This window comes from Pontimicrobium sp. MEBiC01747 (assembly GCF_053601635.1).
This window is the reverse complement of sequence record NZ_JBSHNS010000257.1, coordinates 1-15,418: the sequence shown is the minus strand read 5'-3', so window position 1 is coordinate 15,418 and position 15,418 is coordinate 1. Positions and strand designations below refer to the sequence as shown.

At 30.7% G+C, this 15,418-nt stretch carries 17 protein-coding genes and 1 tRNA gene; 14 read left to right on the top strand and 4 right to left on the bottom strand.

All coding sequences use genetic code 11. The annotated features are described in order from the left end of the window. Together ACVC2P_RS08260 and ACVC2P_RS08255 are read left to right on the top strand one after the other, a co-directional pair. On the top strand, window positions 1-881 hold an 881-nt coding region (locus ACVC2P_RS08260; RefSeq protein WP_452598001.1), incomplete at its 5' end, for a M57 family metalloprotease. 243 nt (window positions 882-1,124) lie between these two features. After that, window positions 1,125-1,400, top strand: a complete 276-nt coding sequence (locus ACVC2P_RS08255) for an ATP-dependent Clp protease adaptor ClpS (protein ID WP_452598000.1) — start codon at window positions 1,125-1,127, stop codon at window positions 1,398-1,400. Window positions 1,401-1,484: 84 nt separating this feature from the next. Here ACVC2P_RS08255 and ACVC2P_RS08250 read toward each other — a convergent pair whose 3' ends face one another. Next, window positions 1,485-2,291 (bottom strand): DUF6503 family protein, encoded by an 807-nt coding sequence (locus tag ACVC2P_RS08250; RefSeq protein WP_452597999.1) that lies wholly within the window; start codon window positions 2,289-2,291, stop codon window positions 1,485-1,487. Between the two features lie 244 nt (window positions 2,292-2,535). Between ACVC2P_RS08250 and ACVC2P_RS08245 the strand changes: the two genes are divergently transcribed. The 11 genes from ACVC2P_RS08245 to ACVC2P_RS08195 all read left to right on the top strand — a co-directional run bounded on the left by ACVC2P_RS08245 (window position 2,536) and on the right by ACVC2P_RS08195 (window position 11,059). Continuing rightward, entirely contained in the window at window positions 2,536-3,171 is a 636-nt protein-coding gene (locus tag ACVC2P_RS08245) for an RNA polymerase sigma factor (RefSeq protein WP_452597998.1), read from the top strand. Continuing rightward, window positions 3,164-3,316 (top strand): hypothetical protein, encoded by a 153-nt coding sequence (locus ACVC2P_RS08240; protein WP_452597997.1) that lies wholly within the window; start codon window positions 3,164-3,166, stop codon window positions 3,314-3,316. The genes ACVC2P_RS08245 and ACVC2P_RS08240 overlap by 8 nt, the downstream gene beginning before the upstream one ends. A 640-nt stretch (window positions 3,317-3,956) precedes the next feature. Further along, entirely contained in the window at window positions 3,957-5,426 is a 1,470-nt protein-coding gene (locus ACVC2P_RS08235) for an arginine decarboxylase (RefSeq protein ID WP_452597996.1), read from the top strand. Window positions 5,427-5,446: 20 nt separating this feature from the next. Continuing rightward, a complete protein-coding gene (speB, locus tag ACVC2P_RS08230) occupies window positions 5,447-6,388 on the top strand; it encodes an agmatinase (RefSeq protein ID WP_452597995.1) in 942 nt (313 codons plus the stop codon). Next, entirely contained in the window at window positions 6,378-7,352 is a 975-nt protein-coding gene (locus ACVC2P_RS08225; RefSeq protein ID WP_452597994.1) for a deoxyhypusine synthase family protein, read from the top strand. Before speB ends, ACVC2P_RS08225 begins: the two co-directional genes overlap by 11 nt. Before the next feature lie 2 nt (window positions 7,353-7,354). Beyond that, complete coding sequence (locus ACVC2P_RS08220; protein ID WP_452597993.1) at window positions 7,355-7,648, top strand: hypothetical protein; 294 nt, start codon at window positions 7,355-7,357, stop codon at window positions 7,646-7,648. 12 nt (window positions 7,649-7,660) lie between these two features. Beyond that, window positions 7,661-8,059, top strand: coding sequence for an NUDIX hydrolase (locus tag ACVC2P_RS08215; RefSeq protein ID WP_452597992.1), 399 nt, complete (start codon window positions 7,661-7,663; stop codon window positions 8,057-8,059). A gap of 32 nt (window positions 8,060-8,091) precedes the next feature. After that, window positions 8,092-8,508, top strand: a complete 417-nt coding sequence (locus ACVC2P_RS08210; RefSeq protein ID WP_452597991.1) for a VOC family protein — start codon at window positions 8,092-8,094, stop codon at window positions 8,506-8,508. Next, window positions 8,509-10,038 carry a bifunctional GNAT family N-acetyltransferase/carbon-nitrogen hydrolase family protein gene (locus ACVC2P_RS08205; RefSeq protein ID WP_452597990.1) on the top strand — a complete coding sequence of 510 codons (1,530 nt, stop codon included), beginning with the start codon at window positions 8,509-8,511 and terminating at the stop codon, window positions 10,036-10,038. Between the two features lie 93 nt (window positions 10,039-10,131). Beyond that, the gene (locus ACVC2P_RS08200; RefSeq protein ID WP_452597989.1) at window positions 10,132-10,530 is read left to right on the top strand and encodes a hypothetical protein; all 399 of its coding nucleotides are present in this window, start codon (window positions 10,132-10,134) and stop codon (window positions 10,528-10,530) included. A 139-nt stretch (window positions 10,531-10,669) separates the two neighbouring features. Next, entirely contained in the window at window positions 10,670-11,059 is a 390-nt protein-coding gene (locus ACVC2P_RS08195) for a hypothetical protein (RefSeq protein WP_452597988.1), read from the top strand. Window positions 11,060-11,121: 62 nt separating this feature from the next. Here the strand turns inward: ACVC2P_RS08195 and ACVC2P_RS08190 are convergent. Both ACVC2P_RS08190 and ACVC2P_RS08185 read right to left on the bottom strand, forming a co-directional pair. After that, window positions 11,122-11,195, bottom strand: a tRNA-Arg gene (locus tag ACVC2P_RS08190). 150 nt (window positions 11,196-11,345) lie between these two features. Beyond that, window positions 11,346-11,498 (bottom strand): SsrA-binding protein, encoded by a 153-nt coding sequence (locus ACVC2P_RS08185; protein ID WP_452597987.1) that lies wholly within the window; start codon window positions 11,496-11,498, stop codon window positions 11,346-11,348. A gap of 583 nt (window positions 11,499-12,081) precedes the next feature. On the opposite strand from ACVC2P_RS08185, the gene ACVC2P_RS08180 reads away from it, so the two are divergent. Beyond that, complete coding sequence (locus ACVC2P_RS08180) at window positions 12,082-14,103, top strand: endonuclease (RefSeq protein ID WP_452597986.1); 2,022 nt, start codon at window positions 12,082-12,084, stop codon at window positions 14,101-14,103. 60 nt (window positions 14,104-14,163) lie between these two features. Here ACVC2P_RS08180 and ACVC2P_RS08175 read toward each other — a convergent pair whose 3' ends face one another. Beyond that, complete coding sequence (locus ACVC2P_RS08175; RefSeq protein WP_452597985.1) at window positions 14,164-15,288, bottom strand: hypothetical protein; 1,125 nt, start codon at window positions 15,286-15,288, stop codon at window positions 14,164-14,166. Between the last annotated feature and the right edge of the window lie 130 nt (window positions 15,289-15,418).

The following is a 15,418-nucleotide window of genomic DNA, read 5'->3' as shown; positions in this document are numbered from 1 at the left end:
ATATAGATTTATTAAACTCAATTAGAGACCTCGAATTAGATGCAGGAGCTATTACAAAAGGAGACTTTCATCTACCAGACGGTTCTGTAGAAGAGAGAATTTATATAGGTAGCGATATTGTAATTACTAGAGAAGAGATTCAGTTATTAAATGAAGCATATTCTGGTACAGGGCGTCAATACAGAACAGCTAATCTAGTAACAGGAGCAAATAGAACAATAAACATTTTAGGTTACACAGGAGGAAGTCAAGCATTATCTAGTAAAGCGCAAACAGCATTGTCTAGAGCCGTAAATAATTACAATAATATTAGTAATATGGCATTAAGTTTTAATTTATCATTTGGAACCAATTACCAAGCTGCAGATATGGTTGTATACGATAATACAGTGAATACTAATGGTACAGGTGGAGTTGCTGGTTTTCCAAAATCTAACGGAACACCTCATAAATTCGTGCAAATATATAACTTAGAGCAATTTTCAACTAATGTAAATGAACACGTTATTACACATGAGATTGGACACTCTGTAGGGTTCAGACATTCAGATTGGTTTGATCGTTTAAGTTGCCCTACATCTAGTCAAGGAAACGAAGGAACAGGATCAGATGGTGCAATACACATATCTGGAACACCAACAGGAAGAGATTTAACTTCAGTTATGCAAGCATGCTTTTCTTCAGGAGCAAGTGGTAATTTTAACGCTAACGATGTATCTTCTTTACGCTCTATGTATCCAACGACCTCTGGTGGAGGTATATGCGATGGAGTATCAGAATGGCAAAGTAATGCAAGTTACTCTGTAGGAGACCGCGTTACATACTTTGGTAACCTTTATGAGCGTACAAGTAGCGGATGGAGTTTAATAGGTCCATGTTAAGCTAAAACTATAGATTATGTTTTGCTTTTAAGTAAAACCAAATCTTAACTATAAAATTAGTTGTAAATGAGTCATTTAGTATAATCTAAATGGCTCATTTTTTGTAACATAAATATGGAGGTTTTAGTATTTTAGATATTTAATTTTTAACTCTTATTTTAAGAAGGAAGTATCAAAAAGGAACTCTTTTTGTTTTTATCTTTGTATAATATTATATAAATTAGTGTTATAATTTTGAAGAAGATGAGTACTCAAGAACAAGTATTAGAACAAGTTGAAGTATCAACTAAAGAAAAAAAGAATAATGAAATTGTATTATACAATGATGATGTTAATACATTCGATCATGTAATAGATATGTTAATTTATGCCTGCGACCATACGCCAGAACAAGCAGAGCAGTGCTCTATATTAGTGCATTATAAAGGAAAATGTACCGTTAAAACTGGAGATATTAAGGATTTAAAGCCACGATGCTCTAAATTACAACAAGCAGGTTTAAGCGCAGAAATTATTTAAAAGAATAAAAGTTTAAAATAGATATAAAAAGCCGATTCTTAATTAGAGAATCGGCTTTTTATTATACTACACCTAAATAAGCCTCTACTTATTTAAGTTAATTATATTTTCAGTTTCAATTCGCGATAACTCTTTTAACTCTCCATTCTCGTATAATTTAGGTAAGTCCTTAAGAGGAGTATTTGCAGGAGCTTTAAAATTTATATAATCCTGAAACCTAATACCATCTACTGTACGTGCATTATAGGCGCTTCTAAAGCGAACGCCTCCACCATTTACAAGGTAATTATAGGCTAAATAATCTATAGTGTTAGTTTTTGTATTTATCCAATAATAAAATTCATCATCATGGTCTTGACCACCACCTTCTTTATTAAAAGTAATTTCAATAATATTGTAATCTTCGTTTTTTATAGATGTCGTGCCTTTAAAAGCTTTATTAACGGCAGCATCATTTAATTTATGAGGTAAAGTAGCAAAATAAATTACAGAATTTAAAGCACCCGAGTATGCTTTAATTTGTTTCTCATTTAAATTAACACGCTTGTCATTAATAACTCTAGTTAATGTGCCGTTTTCTAAAACATCATAAATTAAATCCCCTTCAGTTTCATTTTTCATTTCATAGCGGTAATTACTACCGTTATTAGTAAAAGAGTATTCTTTTTTTCTAAAAATAAAAGTATAAGAAGCATTATTATACAAACGCCCACCATGAGCTTTTATGGCCTTATTTACTAATAATTCGGCCTTGCTAAGTGTTTTTGCTGGTGTAAGTGTATCCGCTTTTATAATATTAGGAGTAGGTGCTTTAGTAGCGGTAACCCTAACCGTGTCCTTACAAGAGGTAAGGCATAAGCTAAGGATTAAGATTTGTACAATAGGTTTCATTAATATATTAGTATTAAAATGAGATTATGCAAATGTAAGTCTACTTTTTTAAGTAAAGCTTACTTAATTATTAAAAAATAAAAAGACACTCTATACAGTAATAAACACTATTTAAAGTTATACAAACTATTTACTAAAGACGTTTTAAGTTTAAAAACTCTCCTAAGGTTATTAAAAACTTTTTGTTTAAGGAGACACAAAACTTTATCTTTAACAAATCAACTTAATTCCTTAAAAAGAACTTATGTCATTAAAAAATGACCTTATAATAATCATGTTTAGTGCAGTTTCAAATAGCACTAATAAAAATGCAATATATACCACAGATGAAGAGTTAGTGAAACTAATATTAAATTCAAATGACTCTGCACTCTTTGGACAGTTATACGATAGGTACAGTAAAAAAATATATAGTAAATGTTACAGTTTTGCGGAGGATAGCGATGAAGCACAAGATTTAACTCAAGACGTTTTTTTAAAGCTGTATACAAAACTGCATACTTTTAAAGGGAAATCTAAATTCTCTACGTGGCTCTATAGCTTTACCTACAACTTTTTAGTAAATTACAAAAAGAGAGATACAGCAAAAAAATTAGGAGAACGTTGGGAATTATTAAATAAAAATGATAAACACCTTACACAAGTAGATGATATTGAGGAAGATGAAATTTTTGAGTTTAAAGCATCCAATTTAGAAAAAGCATTAGAGCTAATAGAACCTGCAGATAAAGCTATTCTATTATTAAAATATCAAGATGAAATTTCTGTTAAAGAAATACAAACCCTCCTTAATATTAATGAGAGTGCGGTTAAAATGCGGCTTAAAAGAGCAAGAATAAAATTAGTAAAAGCGCATCAAAAACTATTAAGTAATGACTAAAAAAAATCCGTTTCAAAACATAGAGCCAGAAGTATCTATACCAGAAGACTTAAAAAAAGACATTCTTCAAGAAGTAGAAGAAATCATTGCTAATGAGGAAGAAAATGATGAGGAGGAAAATAATATTGATCCCTCGAAGACTTAAAAATATAATATTTTTTAGGTGACCAATGTGTTTTTTAGGTGTCATATTTATAGTAATCCTAATTTTAGTAGATACTATGGTAAAACAAAATCCTTTTAAATCTATTGCGGTTGTACCAAAGGAAGTACCTGCCCATCTTAGAGAAAAAATAATGAGAGCGGTTACTAAAATAAAGAGGCATAAAAAGATGTCTACATTAACTACCAAAAACTAATAAAGACACAGTTTCTTCATTATTTAAAATAATATTTATTTTTTATTTAAAAAAAAAAGTGACCTAGAAAAAAAAAGTGTGTCTTAAAAGCAAAAGAGTTACACATCTCCAGATGTTTTCAACTTGAGAAGTGTAGCTTTTTTTAATTAAAATGAGTTTTATATAAACGCATTGCCATAACCAAAATGAAATCGTTTTTCATGTTCGGGTTTAGGAGAATAAAGAAGTCTTCTCTAAAAACTGCCTTAGGGATAAGGAACCGAATCACAAGGCTGTCTTCTAAAATTAATATAGCATTCCGTATGTTGGAGCAAAATAGCTTCGACCCATCTACTATTTTTATATTTCGTATCTGAATAATTAGAAATAACGTTTCTGTTGCTTTTAAAGCAAAATATACATTTTTCTAATTTTTATTTATACATAATGAAAACCAAATACATCGATCTAATCGATCAAACTTTCGATTTTCCTCAGGAAGAGTTTACCCTAAAATCAAACAAACTTAACTTTCATGGAATTGACTTAATGGCACTAGTAGAAAAACATGGTGCGCCATTAAAATTTACATACCTACCAAAAATATCCGATAATATTAACAGAGCAAAAAACTGGTTTGCAAATGCAATAACAGAACATAGTTATGAAGGTAACTATAACTATTGTTATTGTACAAAAAGCTCTCATTTTAAGCATGTATTAGACGAGGCACTTAAAAACGATATTCATATAGAAACATCATCGGCTTTTGATATAGATATTGTTGAAAACCTTAAAGCACAAAATAAAATAAGCGATAACACCTTTGTTATTTGTAATGGCTTTAAACGCGATCAATATGTGCAAAACATTGCAAGACTAATTAATAAAGGTCATAAAAACTGTATAACGGTAATAGACAATTATGAAGAAATATCCTTGTTAAGTGAAGCTATTAATGGTAACTATAATATAGGTATTCGAATAGCTTCAGAAGAAGAACCAAAGTTCGAGTTTTACACCTCTCGTTTAGGTATTGGCTATAAAAATATTGTGCCTTTTTACAATAAGGAAATTAAGGACAACTCAAAAGTAACCTTAAAAATGTTACACTTTTTCATAAACACAGGTATACGAGATACTGCCTATTATTGGAATGAGCTACTAAAGTGTATGAAAGTTTACGTTAACCTAAAAAAGGAATGTCCTAGCCTAGATAGCCTTAATATAGGAGGTGGGTTCCCTATAAAAAATTCATTAGCTTTTGATTATGACTATGCTTATATGGTAAGCGAAATTATAAGACAGATTAAGCAAGTTTGCGATGAAGCAGGGGTAGCAGTACCAAATATATTTACAGAATTTGGAAGTTTTACAGTAGGAGAAAGTGGAGGCGCTATTTATGAAGTTTTATATCAAAAACAACAAAATGATAGAGAAAAGTGGAATATGATAAATTCCTCTTTTATAACAACAATGCCAGACACTTGGGCTATAAATAAACGCTTTGTAATGTTGGCTATAAATGGATGGAATAAAGAATACGAACGTGTATTGTTAGGAGGGTTAACCTGCGATAGTGATGATTATTACAACAGCGAACAGCATATGAATGCGATATATCTTCCTAAATACAATAAAGAAAAACCGTTATACATTGGTTTTTTTAATACAGGAGCCTATCAAGAAACTATAGGAGGATTTGGAGGATTACAACACTGTTTAATCCCAACTCCAAAACATATTTTAATTAATAAAAATGAAGAAGGAGAAATAATAACAGAGGTATTTGCAGAACAACAAACATCCGAAAGCTTATTATCTATACTTGGTTATGACTTTGGAATAAACAATAATTTGAACAAAGAAAAAACTAAAACACATTCAGCCTTAGAAGTATTAAAAACAACACACTAATAGCAATTATTTTACAAAAAATGAAAACGAATACTAATTATGCTGGCATTCCTAATAACTATGCTAGTTTAGAAACATCAAAAATAGTATTAATTCCTGTGCCTTACGATGGTACTAGCACATGGGGAAAAGGAGCCGATAAAGGTCCAGAAGCTTTTTTACACGCTTCAGAAAATATGGAGTTGTACGATATTGAAACAGATAGTGAAGTATATAAACAGGGTATTTATCTTGCAGATGCAGTAACAGAGAATAGTGCGCCAGAAGCAATGGTTAATGCCGTTCATGCAGCAGTTAAAGCAAACATAAAACGAAACAAATTTGTGACTATGTTTGGCGGTGAACATTCAGTATCAATAGGAGCTATTCGTGCTTTTGATGAGTGTTTTAATAATTTAACAGTATTACAACTTGATGCACATGCCGATTTAAGAAAAGAATATGATGGCTCTAAATATAACCACGCTTGCGCTTTATACGAAGCTAATGAGAATACAAATTTAGTACAAGTAGGAATTCGTAGCATGGATATAGAGGAGAAACGAGTAATGAATGAAGAAAATGTATTTTTTGCACACGATATGGTAAATGATGATTATTGGATGGATAGCGCTTTAGATTTAATGACCGATAATGTGTATATAACAGTAGATTTAGATGCCCTAGACCCTTCAATAATGCCATCAACAGGTACACCAGAACCAGGAGGGCTATTTTGGTATGAAACATTAGAGTTTTTAAAAAAGGTTTTTGAAGAAAAAAATGTAGTAGGTTTTGATATTGTAGAGCTATGTCCAAATGAAATAGATAAATCTTCAGACTTTTTAGCGGCAAAACTATACTATAAAATGTTAAGCTACAAATTTGTAGAACAAGAGGCAGAGGATGAAAACGAAAACCTATACGGGAATAAAAATCAAAATACTATAAACAAATTAAAATACAATCAAGATGAAGAGTAAAGGAGCCATCTCTCAATTTATAGAAAAATACTATTTGCACTTTAATGCAGCATCAGTAGTAGACGCTGCAAAAAGTTACGAAGAACAACTAAATAAAGGCTCTAAAATGTTAGTATCTTTAGCAGGAGCAATGAGCACAGCAGAGTTGGGTAAAATTTTTGCTGAAATGATTCGTAAAGACAAAGTGCAAATTATTTCGTGCACAGGCGCTAACCTTGAAGAAGATATAATGAACCTAGTAGCACATAGCCATTATGAGCGTGTACCAAACTATCGAGACTTAACACCACAAGACGAATGGGATTTGTTAGAAAGAGGTTTAAATCGTGTTACAGATACCTGTATTCCAGAAGAAGAAGCTTTTAGACGTATTCAAGAACATATAGTAAAGATTTGGAAAGATGCAGAAGCTAACGGCGAGCGTTACTTCCCTCATGAGTTTATGTATAAGTTATTGCTTTCTGGTGTGCTAGAGAAGCATTACGAGATAGACATAAAAGACTCTTGGATGTATGCCGCAGCAAAAGCTAATTTACCAATTGTAGTACCTGGCTGGGAAGATAGTACTATGGGAAATATTTTTGCAAGTTATGTTATGAAAGGAGAACTCAAAGCCAATACAATGAAATCAGGTATTGAGTATATGGCATATTTAGCAGATTGGTATACAGATAATTCAGAAAATGGTATCGGTTTTTTTCAAATAGGAGGTGGTATAGCAGGCGATTTTCCTATTTGTGTAGTACCAATGTTATATCAAGACATGGAGCGCACAGACACCCCTTTTTGGAGTTATTTCTGTCAAATAAGTGACTCAACAACAAGCTATGGGTCTTATAGTGGGGCAGTGCCAAACGAAAAAATAACATGGGGTAAATTAGATATAAATACACCTAAATTTATTATAGAGAGTGATGCTACAATTGTAGCACCGTTAATATTTGCTTACCTATTAGACATGTAATTATGAAAAATAATAATCCAAATTTAAAAAGAGTTATTGTCGATTTTAAAAAATTAACACCAGAAATTCTAGCGTTAGTAGTTGATAAATTTCCAGATGGATACGACGATGCAGATATTATAAAGTTTAGAAATGCAAAAAATGAATGGATAGAAGCAGTTGAGATTATTACAGACGACACTAAATATTTGGTTAAAGTAAGTGCAAGGTTAGAAAAAGTAATGGAAGATTATGATGAAGAAGATTATGAAGCCTATGAGGATAACGACCCAGAAGCTGTACAAGACCCTTTTTGATTAAAAATAAATATGAAAGCCTTAAAAAAAATAGATAAAGTTAGACTGATAGCAATTAATAATGATAACTTACTAGTACTTGAAAAAGGAGATGTTATTAAAAAGTACTCGTTACCAGGAGGTGTAAAAAAGAAAACAGAAGTAGATTATAATTCGTTAATTAGAGAAACTTATGAAGAAATAGATGTTAAACTTAAAGAAAATGAGTTAACCTATTTCCTATCTATAAAGAGTAAAAATAAGGCTAAGCAATTAGTTTATAAATATTATTTCACAACAACAAAACCAATAGAAAAAATAAAGCTAAACGAGCCAGATAAGTTTAAAAATGTACTTTGGGTACCATGGCAAGAAGCTCTAGACTATTTAGATAAAGAAGACCGAAGCGCAGTAATTAGGTATTATAAATAATACAAAAAGAGATAACCTTAAATAATATTAATATGAAAGCAGCATTCCATTTAGCACTTCCTTGCAAGAGTGTTGAAGATACAAGACAATTCTATATAAATACGCTTGGAGCTAAAGTAGGTAGAAGCTCAGAAACATGGGTAGATATTAATCTTTATGGAAATCAACTAACATTTACCAACACTGGAGCTTTTAAATTTAACTTTAAAAACTATAAATTAAGCGATAAAATATTGCCTACATTTCATTTTGGAGTTGTGGTGGATAATGATACCTGGAAAAAATTGTACAAAAAACTCTCTAAAAATAATTTTGATGTCACTACAGAAGTTACATTTTTAGAAAATAAAGTTGGAGAACATTTATCTTTTTTTATTACAGACCCTAACGAGTATATGGTAGAATTTAAGAGCTTTAAAAATGCAGAGGAAATTTTTGAAAAAAAATAAATGAAAACAAAAGACATAGAAAATATTGAGCTTAAATTTTTGGATTTAAAAGATTACCAAGAACTTAAAACTGTGATGATATCTGCATATAAAAATATGCCAAACTCTTATTGGAAAGAGCATCATATAGAAGCGTTAATAAATAAATTTCCTGAAGGGCAGGTCGTTATAAAAATTAATGGGCAGCTAGCAGGTTGTGCACTAGCAATTATTGTAGAATATGATGATTTTGAAGACAATCATACCTATATAGACATTACAGGCAATTATACTTTTAGAACACATAATAATGATGGAGATATTTTGTATGGAATAGAAGTTTTTATAAAACCAGAATTTAGAGGATTGCGTCTGGGAAGAAGGCTTTATGATTACCGAAAAGAAATAGCAGAAAAGTTAAATTTAAAAGGAATTGTGTTTGGAGGTAGAATGCCTAATTACAGTAAGTATGCTAACACAATTTCACCTAAAGAATATATTGAAAAAGTAAAGCGAAAAGAAATTAACGACCCTGTATTAAATTTTCAGATATCTAATGACTTTCACCCTATTAAAGTAATGAAAGGCTATTTAGAAGGAGATGAAGCATCTGGAGAATATGCTATTTTAATGAAGTGGGGCAATATCTATTACACAAAACCTTCAAAGAAAGCAGCAACAAAGAAAAGTGTAGTTCGATTAGGGTTAATACAATGGCAAATGCGTTCATATAAAGACCTTGATGAACTTTTAAATCAAGCGGAATATTTTATAGATGCAGTTGCAGGCTATCGCTCAGATTTTGCATTGTTTCCAGAGTTTTTTAATGCACCATTAATGGCAAAAGACAATCATTTAAAAACACCAGATGCCATTAGAGAATTAGCCAAACACACGACAGCTATTGTAGAAAAGTTTTCAGAATTTTCTATTACTTATAATATTAATATCATTTCTGGGAGTATGCCAGAAATGCGAGATGGACGTTTATATAATGTTGGGTATTTATGTAGGCGAGATGGTACAGTAGAACGTTACGAGAAGCTACACGTTACACCAGATGAAGCAAAAGTATGGGGAATGCAAGGAGGAAGCCAAATAAAAACATTCGATACAGATTGCGGAAAAATAGGCGTCTTAATTTGCTACGATTCTGAGTTTCCAGAATTAGGTAGGTTACTAGCAGACGAAGGAATGGATATTCTATTTGTGCCCTTTTTAACAGATACTCAAAATGGATACTCACGTGTGCGCCATTGCTCGCAAGCTAGAGCTATTGAAAACGAATGTTACGTAGCCATTGCAGGAAGCGTGGGCAATTTACCAAATGTAGAAAATATGGATATACAATTTGCGCAATCTATGGTTTTTACACCTTGCGACTTTTCGTTTCCAACCAATGGTATAAAAGCAGAAGCAACACCAAACACAGAAATGATACTTATTGCAGATGTAGATATAAACCTTTTACGCGAATTACATCAATTTGGAGCTGTGAAAAACTTAAGAGATAGACGTAAAGACCTCTTTGAACTTAAAAAGAAGTGTTAAGCTAGTTTTAAATGTTGACTATTTTAAAAAACTGTAGTCGTAAATTTATTATCTAAATAATTCTGTTAATTTATAATACCTAATTTTATTGCAATGAGTAATACACTATATAAAAACCTAGATTATTACACATCGCTAGCACATCTACTTTATGCAATAGCAATGGCAGACCGGTCTATTAATCGCGATGAAAAACTACAAATTATAGCTTTTACAAAAAAATATTTCACTAAAAGCATACCCGAAATAGATAGCCAAGAGCTCATTTATAAAACCTTACGAGAGCTAATAGCTAACCAAACAGAAGCGCAAAGAGCATTTTTGGTTTTTTCTGAATATTATTTTAGAAACAAAACGTTATTTAATAACTCACTTAAATCTCAAATTTTAGAAACCTGTAATGCAATTGCTACAAAAAAGGGGAAGCGTTCAAAAATGGAATTAATACTACTAGCAAAACTGCAAGCCTTGTTTTTTCCTAAAGAGTTTTAATACGGTTTAGTAAAAAAAAACAAAAAAAAGTAAATAGATAAGTGACCCCAAAAAAACTTCGGTGTCTAAATAATAACATCAAAAAGGCAAGGAATCTTTTTGAAAACATTAGTAGTATAACAATTATAAATAATTAACAATGAAAACATTAAAATTATTACCGTTATTCCTTATTGCATTCTTATTTTGTAACCATGTTGTAGTAGCGCAAGAAGATGAAGAAGAAGAAATTATAGAAGAAGTAAGTGAAGAAAACCAAGAAGAACTATCTATCATCACTGCTATTTATAGAGGGATAGACGATGGCATGTTTACCTTTAGTTATAAAGATGAAGAAGGAGAAGAAATAGTAATTAGTTTTAATAAGCTTTCGTTAGAAGCAAAACGTATGTTCGATCTTAACAAAAAAGAAATGATAGGTGAAAAATTTGAAATCACTTACTCAAGTGTAAATGAGGAAGAAGATGATGATGACGATGAGGTAGATTATACAATTGTAAAAACAATATTAAAGCTTAAAAAACTGTAACTTCCCAGTAGTATTTCGTTAAAAAACAAAACCTGTAATAAAATTACAGGTTTTGTTTTTTGTGACCATGGCAGGATTCAAACCTGCAACCTCTTGAGCCGTAATCAAGTGCGCTATTCAGTTGCGCCACATGGCCTTTTTTTGTGGGTGCAAATATATTTCTTTTTTATTAAATGTACCAAATAAAATGAGAATTTATTTTGCTTTTTTTAATTCAAGAATTTAATAAAAAGAAATATTGCTAATACTTGTTTTAATGTATAGAGTAATGTTTTTAGATTATAAATTAATCTAAAGCATTTTTTGTAACAAAAACTTTCCAACCAAAAATAGCCATTTGTAGTTTGCTGGCTTTACTTAAATCTAATCTTTGTTTAGTATAGCTAGGTAGAATGGCTTTATTAAGTTTAGCTAATACTTTAAATAACTGTTTTTTCATGTCTGTTATTCTATAAAAACAAAACCCATTCATAAAGAGTTTATTGCTTTTTCATTTCTCAAAACTATTATTTAATTACCGGTTTGCCAAATAGTGTTTAGAGATTTTAAAAATGATAAAACTTATTCTAGACTAAGTTTTACATTTTATGTAAGTCTTAAAGAAGTATCCATAAGATAACATCAATAATTAGTTTGGCAAGTGCGATCATAAGTTTTATAGTTTAAAAGGTTAATAACAACTACAACCATTTTTAATGATTGTTCAGCCAATATATATTTTTGGGAATCTATTATCCAAATGAAATTAACAGAATTAATGAATTTAAATTTACATTTATAACTAAAAAAATATAAAAGGTTTTAATTTAAAACATTGTTTGCTTTATTAGTGTTTAAATATGTAGTTTAAAACAGTCTTTATTGTTTTATATTATAACAATTACAGGGGTTTTTTTGATGTGTTTTTAATTTACAAGGGAAATTTGATTTTAAAAAAACACTAAAAATGAGGTTTGATTTTTTTTGTAAAAAAAAATCTATAAAAACGATTTGTTAAAAAAGAGGGACTTATAGATAAAAAAATGCTCACTATAGTAATGTTACGTACCTTTGCAAAAAGTGTAAATGATATGAGAAGTATAATTATTATAATTGCAGTACTAATTTGTAATCAATTAAGTACTGCCCAAGTTGTTATTAACGAATTAGATTGCGATACCCCAGGCACAGATACTTTAGAGTTTATAGAATTAAAAACTCCATCTGCAAATACAAGCTTAGATGGATATGTTTTAGTACTGTTTAATGGCTCATCAAGTGGCATGGACTCTAGTTACTATGCTAAGGATTTAGACGGAACCACAACAGATGAAAATGGATTGTTAGTATTAGGTAGCACTACACTAACACCATTTCCTCAAGTACTAATACCAAGTAATATAATACAACAAGGAGCAGATGCAGTAGCTATATATCAAGCAGACGATACAGATTTTCCAGATGGAACTCTAGCGACAACTACAAACTTAATAGATGCATTGGTTTATGAAACAGGAGATCCAGAAGATGTGACATTGCAAACCTTGTTAGGAGAAACGTTTCAAATAGATGAAAACTTAAACGGTAACAAAACAACAGAATCTATACAGTTAAATAATGATGGAACAAGCTATGCAGTAACAACACCAACACCAAGACAACTAAACGATGGGTCAGGAGTAGTATTCAACCCTATAACCATATCCACCACACAAACACAGTATGGAGAAGGAGAGACGTTCAATATAACCTTTACAGCAGAAACTAATGTAACCGCAGATGCTACTTTTAGTTTTACGCTTAACAACTTTGGTTTTACTACTGCAGACTATACAGGAAATACAACCGTTACTATATTAAGCGGACAAAACTCGGTAACTACAAGTATAACATTAGTAGACGATACGTTTAATGAAGGCGATGAAGAATTGGTTATTAAATTTTCTAATTTATCTTCACCATACATTCCGTTTAATAACTTTATAACTATAAGAGCTGTAGATAATGATTTTATCGTTGCCCCATACGGAACTCCATTAAACCCCACATACGGTACAGTTGCTAGTACACAACCAAACGGATATTATGATCCTATAAATGGATTATCGGGCACAGCCTTAAAAGAGGCATTGCAGGGTATTATAGCAGATCCAGCAACGGTAAGAGCACAAACTTATGCCGATGTTATAAACATTTTAAAAGAAGCAGATGTTAACCCAAGTAACAGTAATCAAGTATGGTTAGTATATACAGAACAAGGACGTGCAAAGTTAGATATACAAACAGGAGGAAGTAATTTTGGAAAATGGAATAGAGAACATACATTTCCTAGATCGCGAGGCGGCTTTAATGATATAGAAGGCGATGAAATTGCAGATGGTATAAATACATTTTGGGCAACAAAAGCAGATTCGTTGCGTCACGCAAATTCAGACGCTCATGCATTACGAGCTGCAGATGGACCAGAGAATAGTAATAGAAGTAATAAACATTATGGAGGAACAGGATATAACGGGCCAACAGGAACAGCAGGAAGTTTTAAAGGCGATGTGGCAAGAAGCGTTTTGTTTTTAGACGTTAGATATAATGGTTTAGATATTGTTAATGGATTCCCTACAACAACAGGAAATGGAGAACTAGGAGACTTAGCGACCTTATTAGATTGGCACAGAAACGACCCGCCAGACGATTACGAAATGAACAGAAATAATGTGGTATACACTTGGCAATTTAATAGAAACCCATTTATAGATAACCCAGATTTAGTAGAATATATTTGGGGGAATAATGTAGGAGATACTTGGAATAATTCGTTAAGCATAGATGATTTTGAGAAGGAAATAGTAAAACTATACCCTAATCCTTTAACTGCAGACAATAATTTACATATTTCAGGAATTAATGGAACATACAAAGTTTCTGTCTTTTCTTCAGAAGGAAGGCTGCTTCAAACTAAAACACTTAAAAATAATTCATATTTAAAACTAAACTTATCTAGTGGATTGTATTTGGCGAAAATTCAAGTTGAAGGAAAAACACTAACGAGGAAAATTATTATTAAATAAAAAAAGCTCGAATACTTGTATTCGAGCTTTTAAGTCTTTATTAAAATATATAACTATAATTTACTTCGTTTTAATAATGATTACCCCGTTTTTAGCTTTTTCACCATGTAATTTAATCGCGCTTTCACCTTTTAAAATATTTACACTCTTTATCGTTTTTGGAATAATAGATGATAGCTCCTCTTTAGTAATTTCTTTACCATCTTTAATATAAATAGGATCTTTTAGGTTTTTAACTGTGTTAAAAATTACCTTGTTATCGTCTTGGTTTAAGTCTATAATAATATTTTCATCTTCCTTATTTTTATCTTGTTTCCAAGTATTAATCACTTTAGTTCCATTAACGATGTTTTCCTTCTTAACAATAATAATGTCTTCATTGTTATTGTCATTATTTTCATTGGAATAAACAAAAGTATTACCTTCTTTTACTTTGCTTGATTTGTTTTTTTCTTTAAAAATAACTTCTACATTTTCATTGTTATCTTTTGAAGTGTATACATAAACACTATTTGTATTAGTATTCTTTTTTAGTTTATAATTATTAGGACTAATATCTGTATTAAACTTAATAATACTTTTACTAGGGTTGCCTTTTACAATAACTTCCACATCTTCATCTTTATTATTGCTATTTTTTTTCTTTTTATAAGTATAAGATGTGTGCTTTTCATCACTATTATCATTATGGTCGTCGTCACCAGATAAGATAAATACATTATCATTAGGAGAGCCTTTTACTATAAAAGAATGATTCTCTACTTTTGCAAAGCCAACCTCTCCGCTGCTAGAATTATAATAAAACTTAAAAGCTTTTATTGGTTTTTGCCCAGATACATTATAATTACCTTTATTATTTTCTGGTGTTTTAAAAGAGGCTTTAATTGCGATAATTTCCCCTTTATTATTTCGTTTAATACCTTTAAACTTTAAATCAACATCTAGGTTATAAAATTGTCTTTTTGCATTTTCAAAATCTTCTTTACTAAAATCTTTAGTAATAATTACGGCTTCTATATCTTCTAACGTCTTTACAATAGAAGAAACATTAGCGGTTTTAGAGGGAGTTACAGTAGTGGTATAAATTTCTTTAGTGTTAAAGCTCATTAAAAATAGAGCTAACAAAGGAAGTATTAAAGCATACTTCCATAGATTTAATGGTTTAGATTTTGATTTGTGTAACATAATGATTCGTTTTTTGATTAATGAATTGTAAAAATTGTTAACTAATGCCATCTGATTAGGAGATAACACTGTTTTTAATAATAAAGTTTGATAACTTTTAGTATCAGTTATTTTTTGTTGAGTATTACTA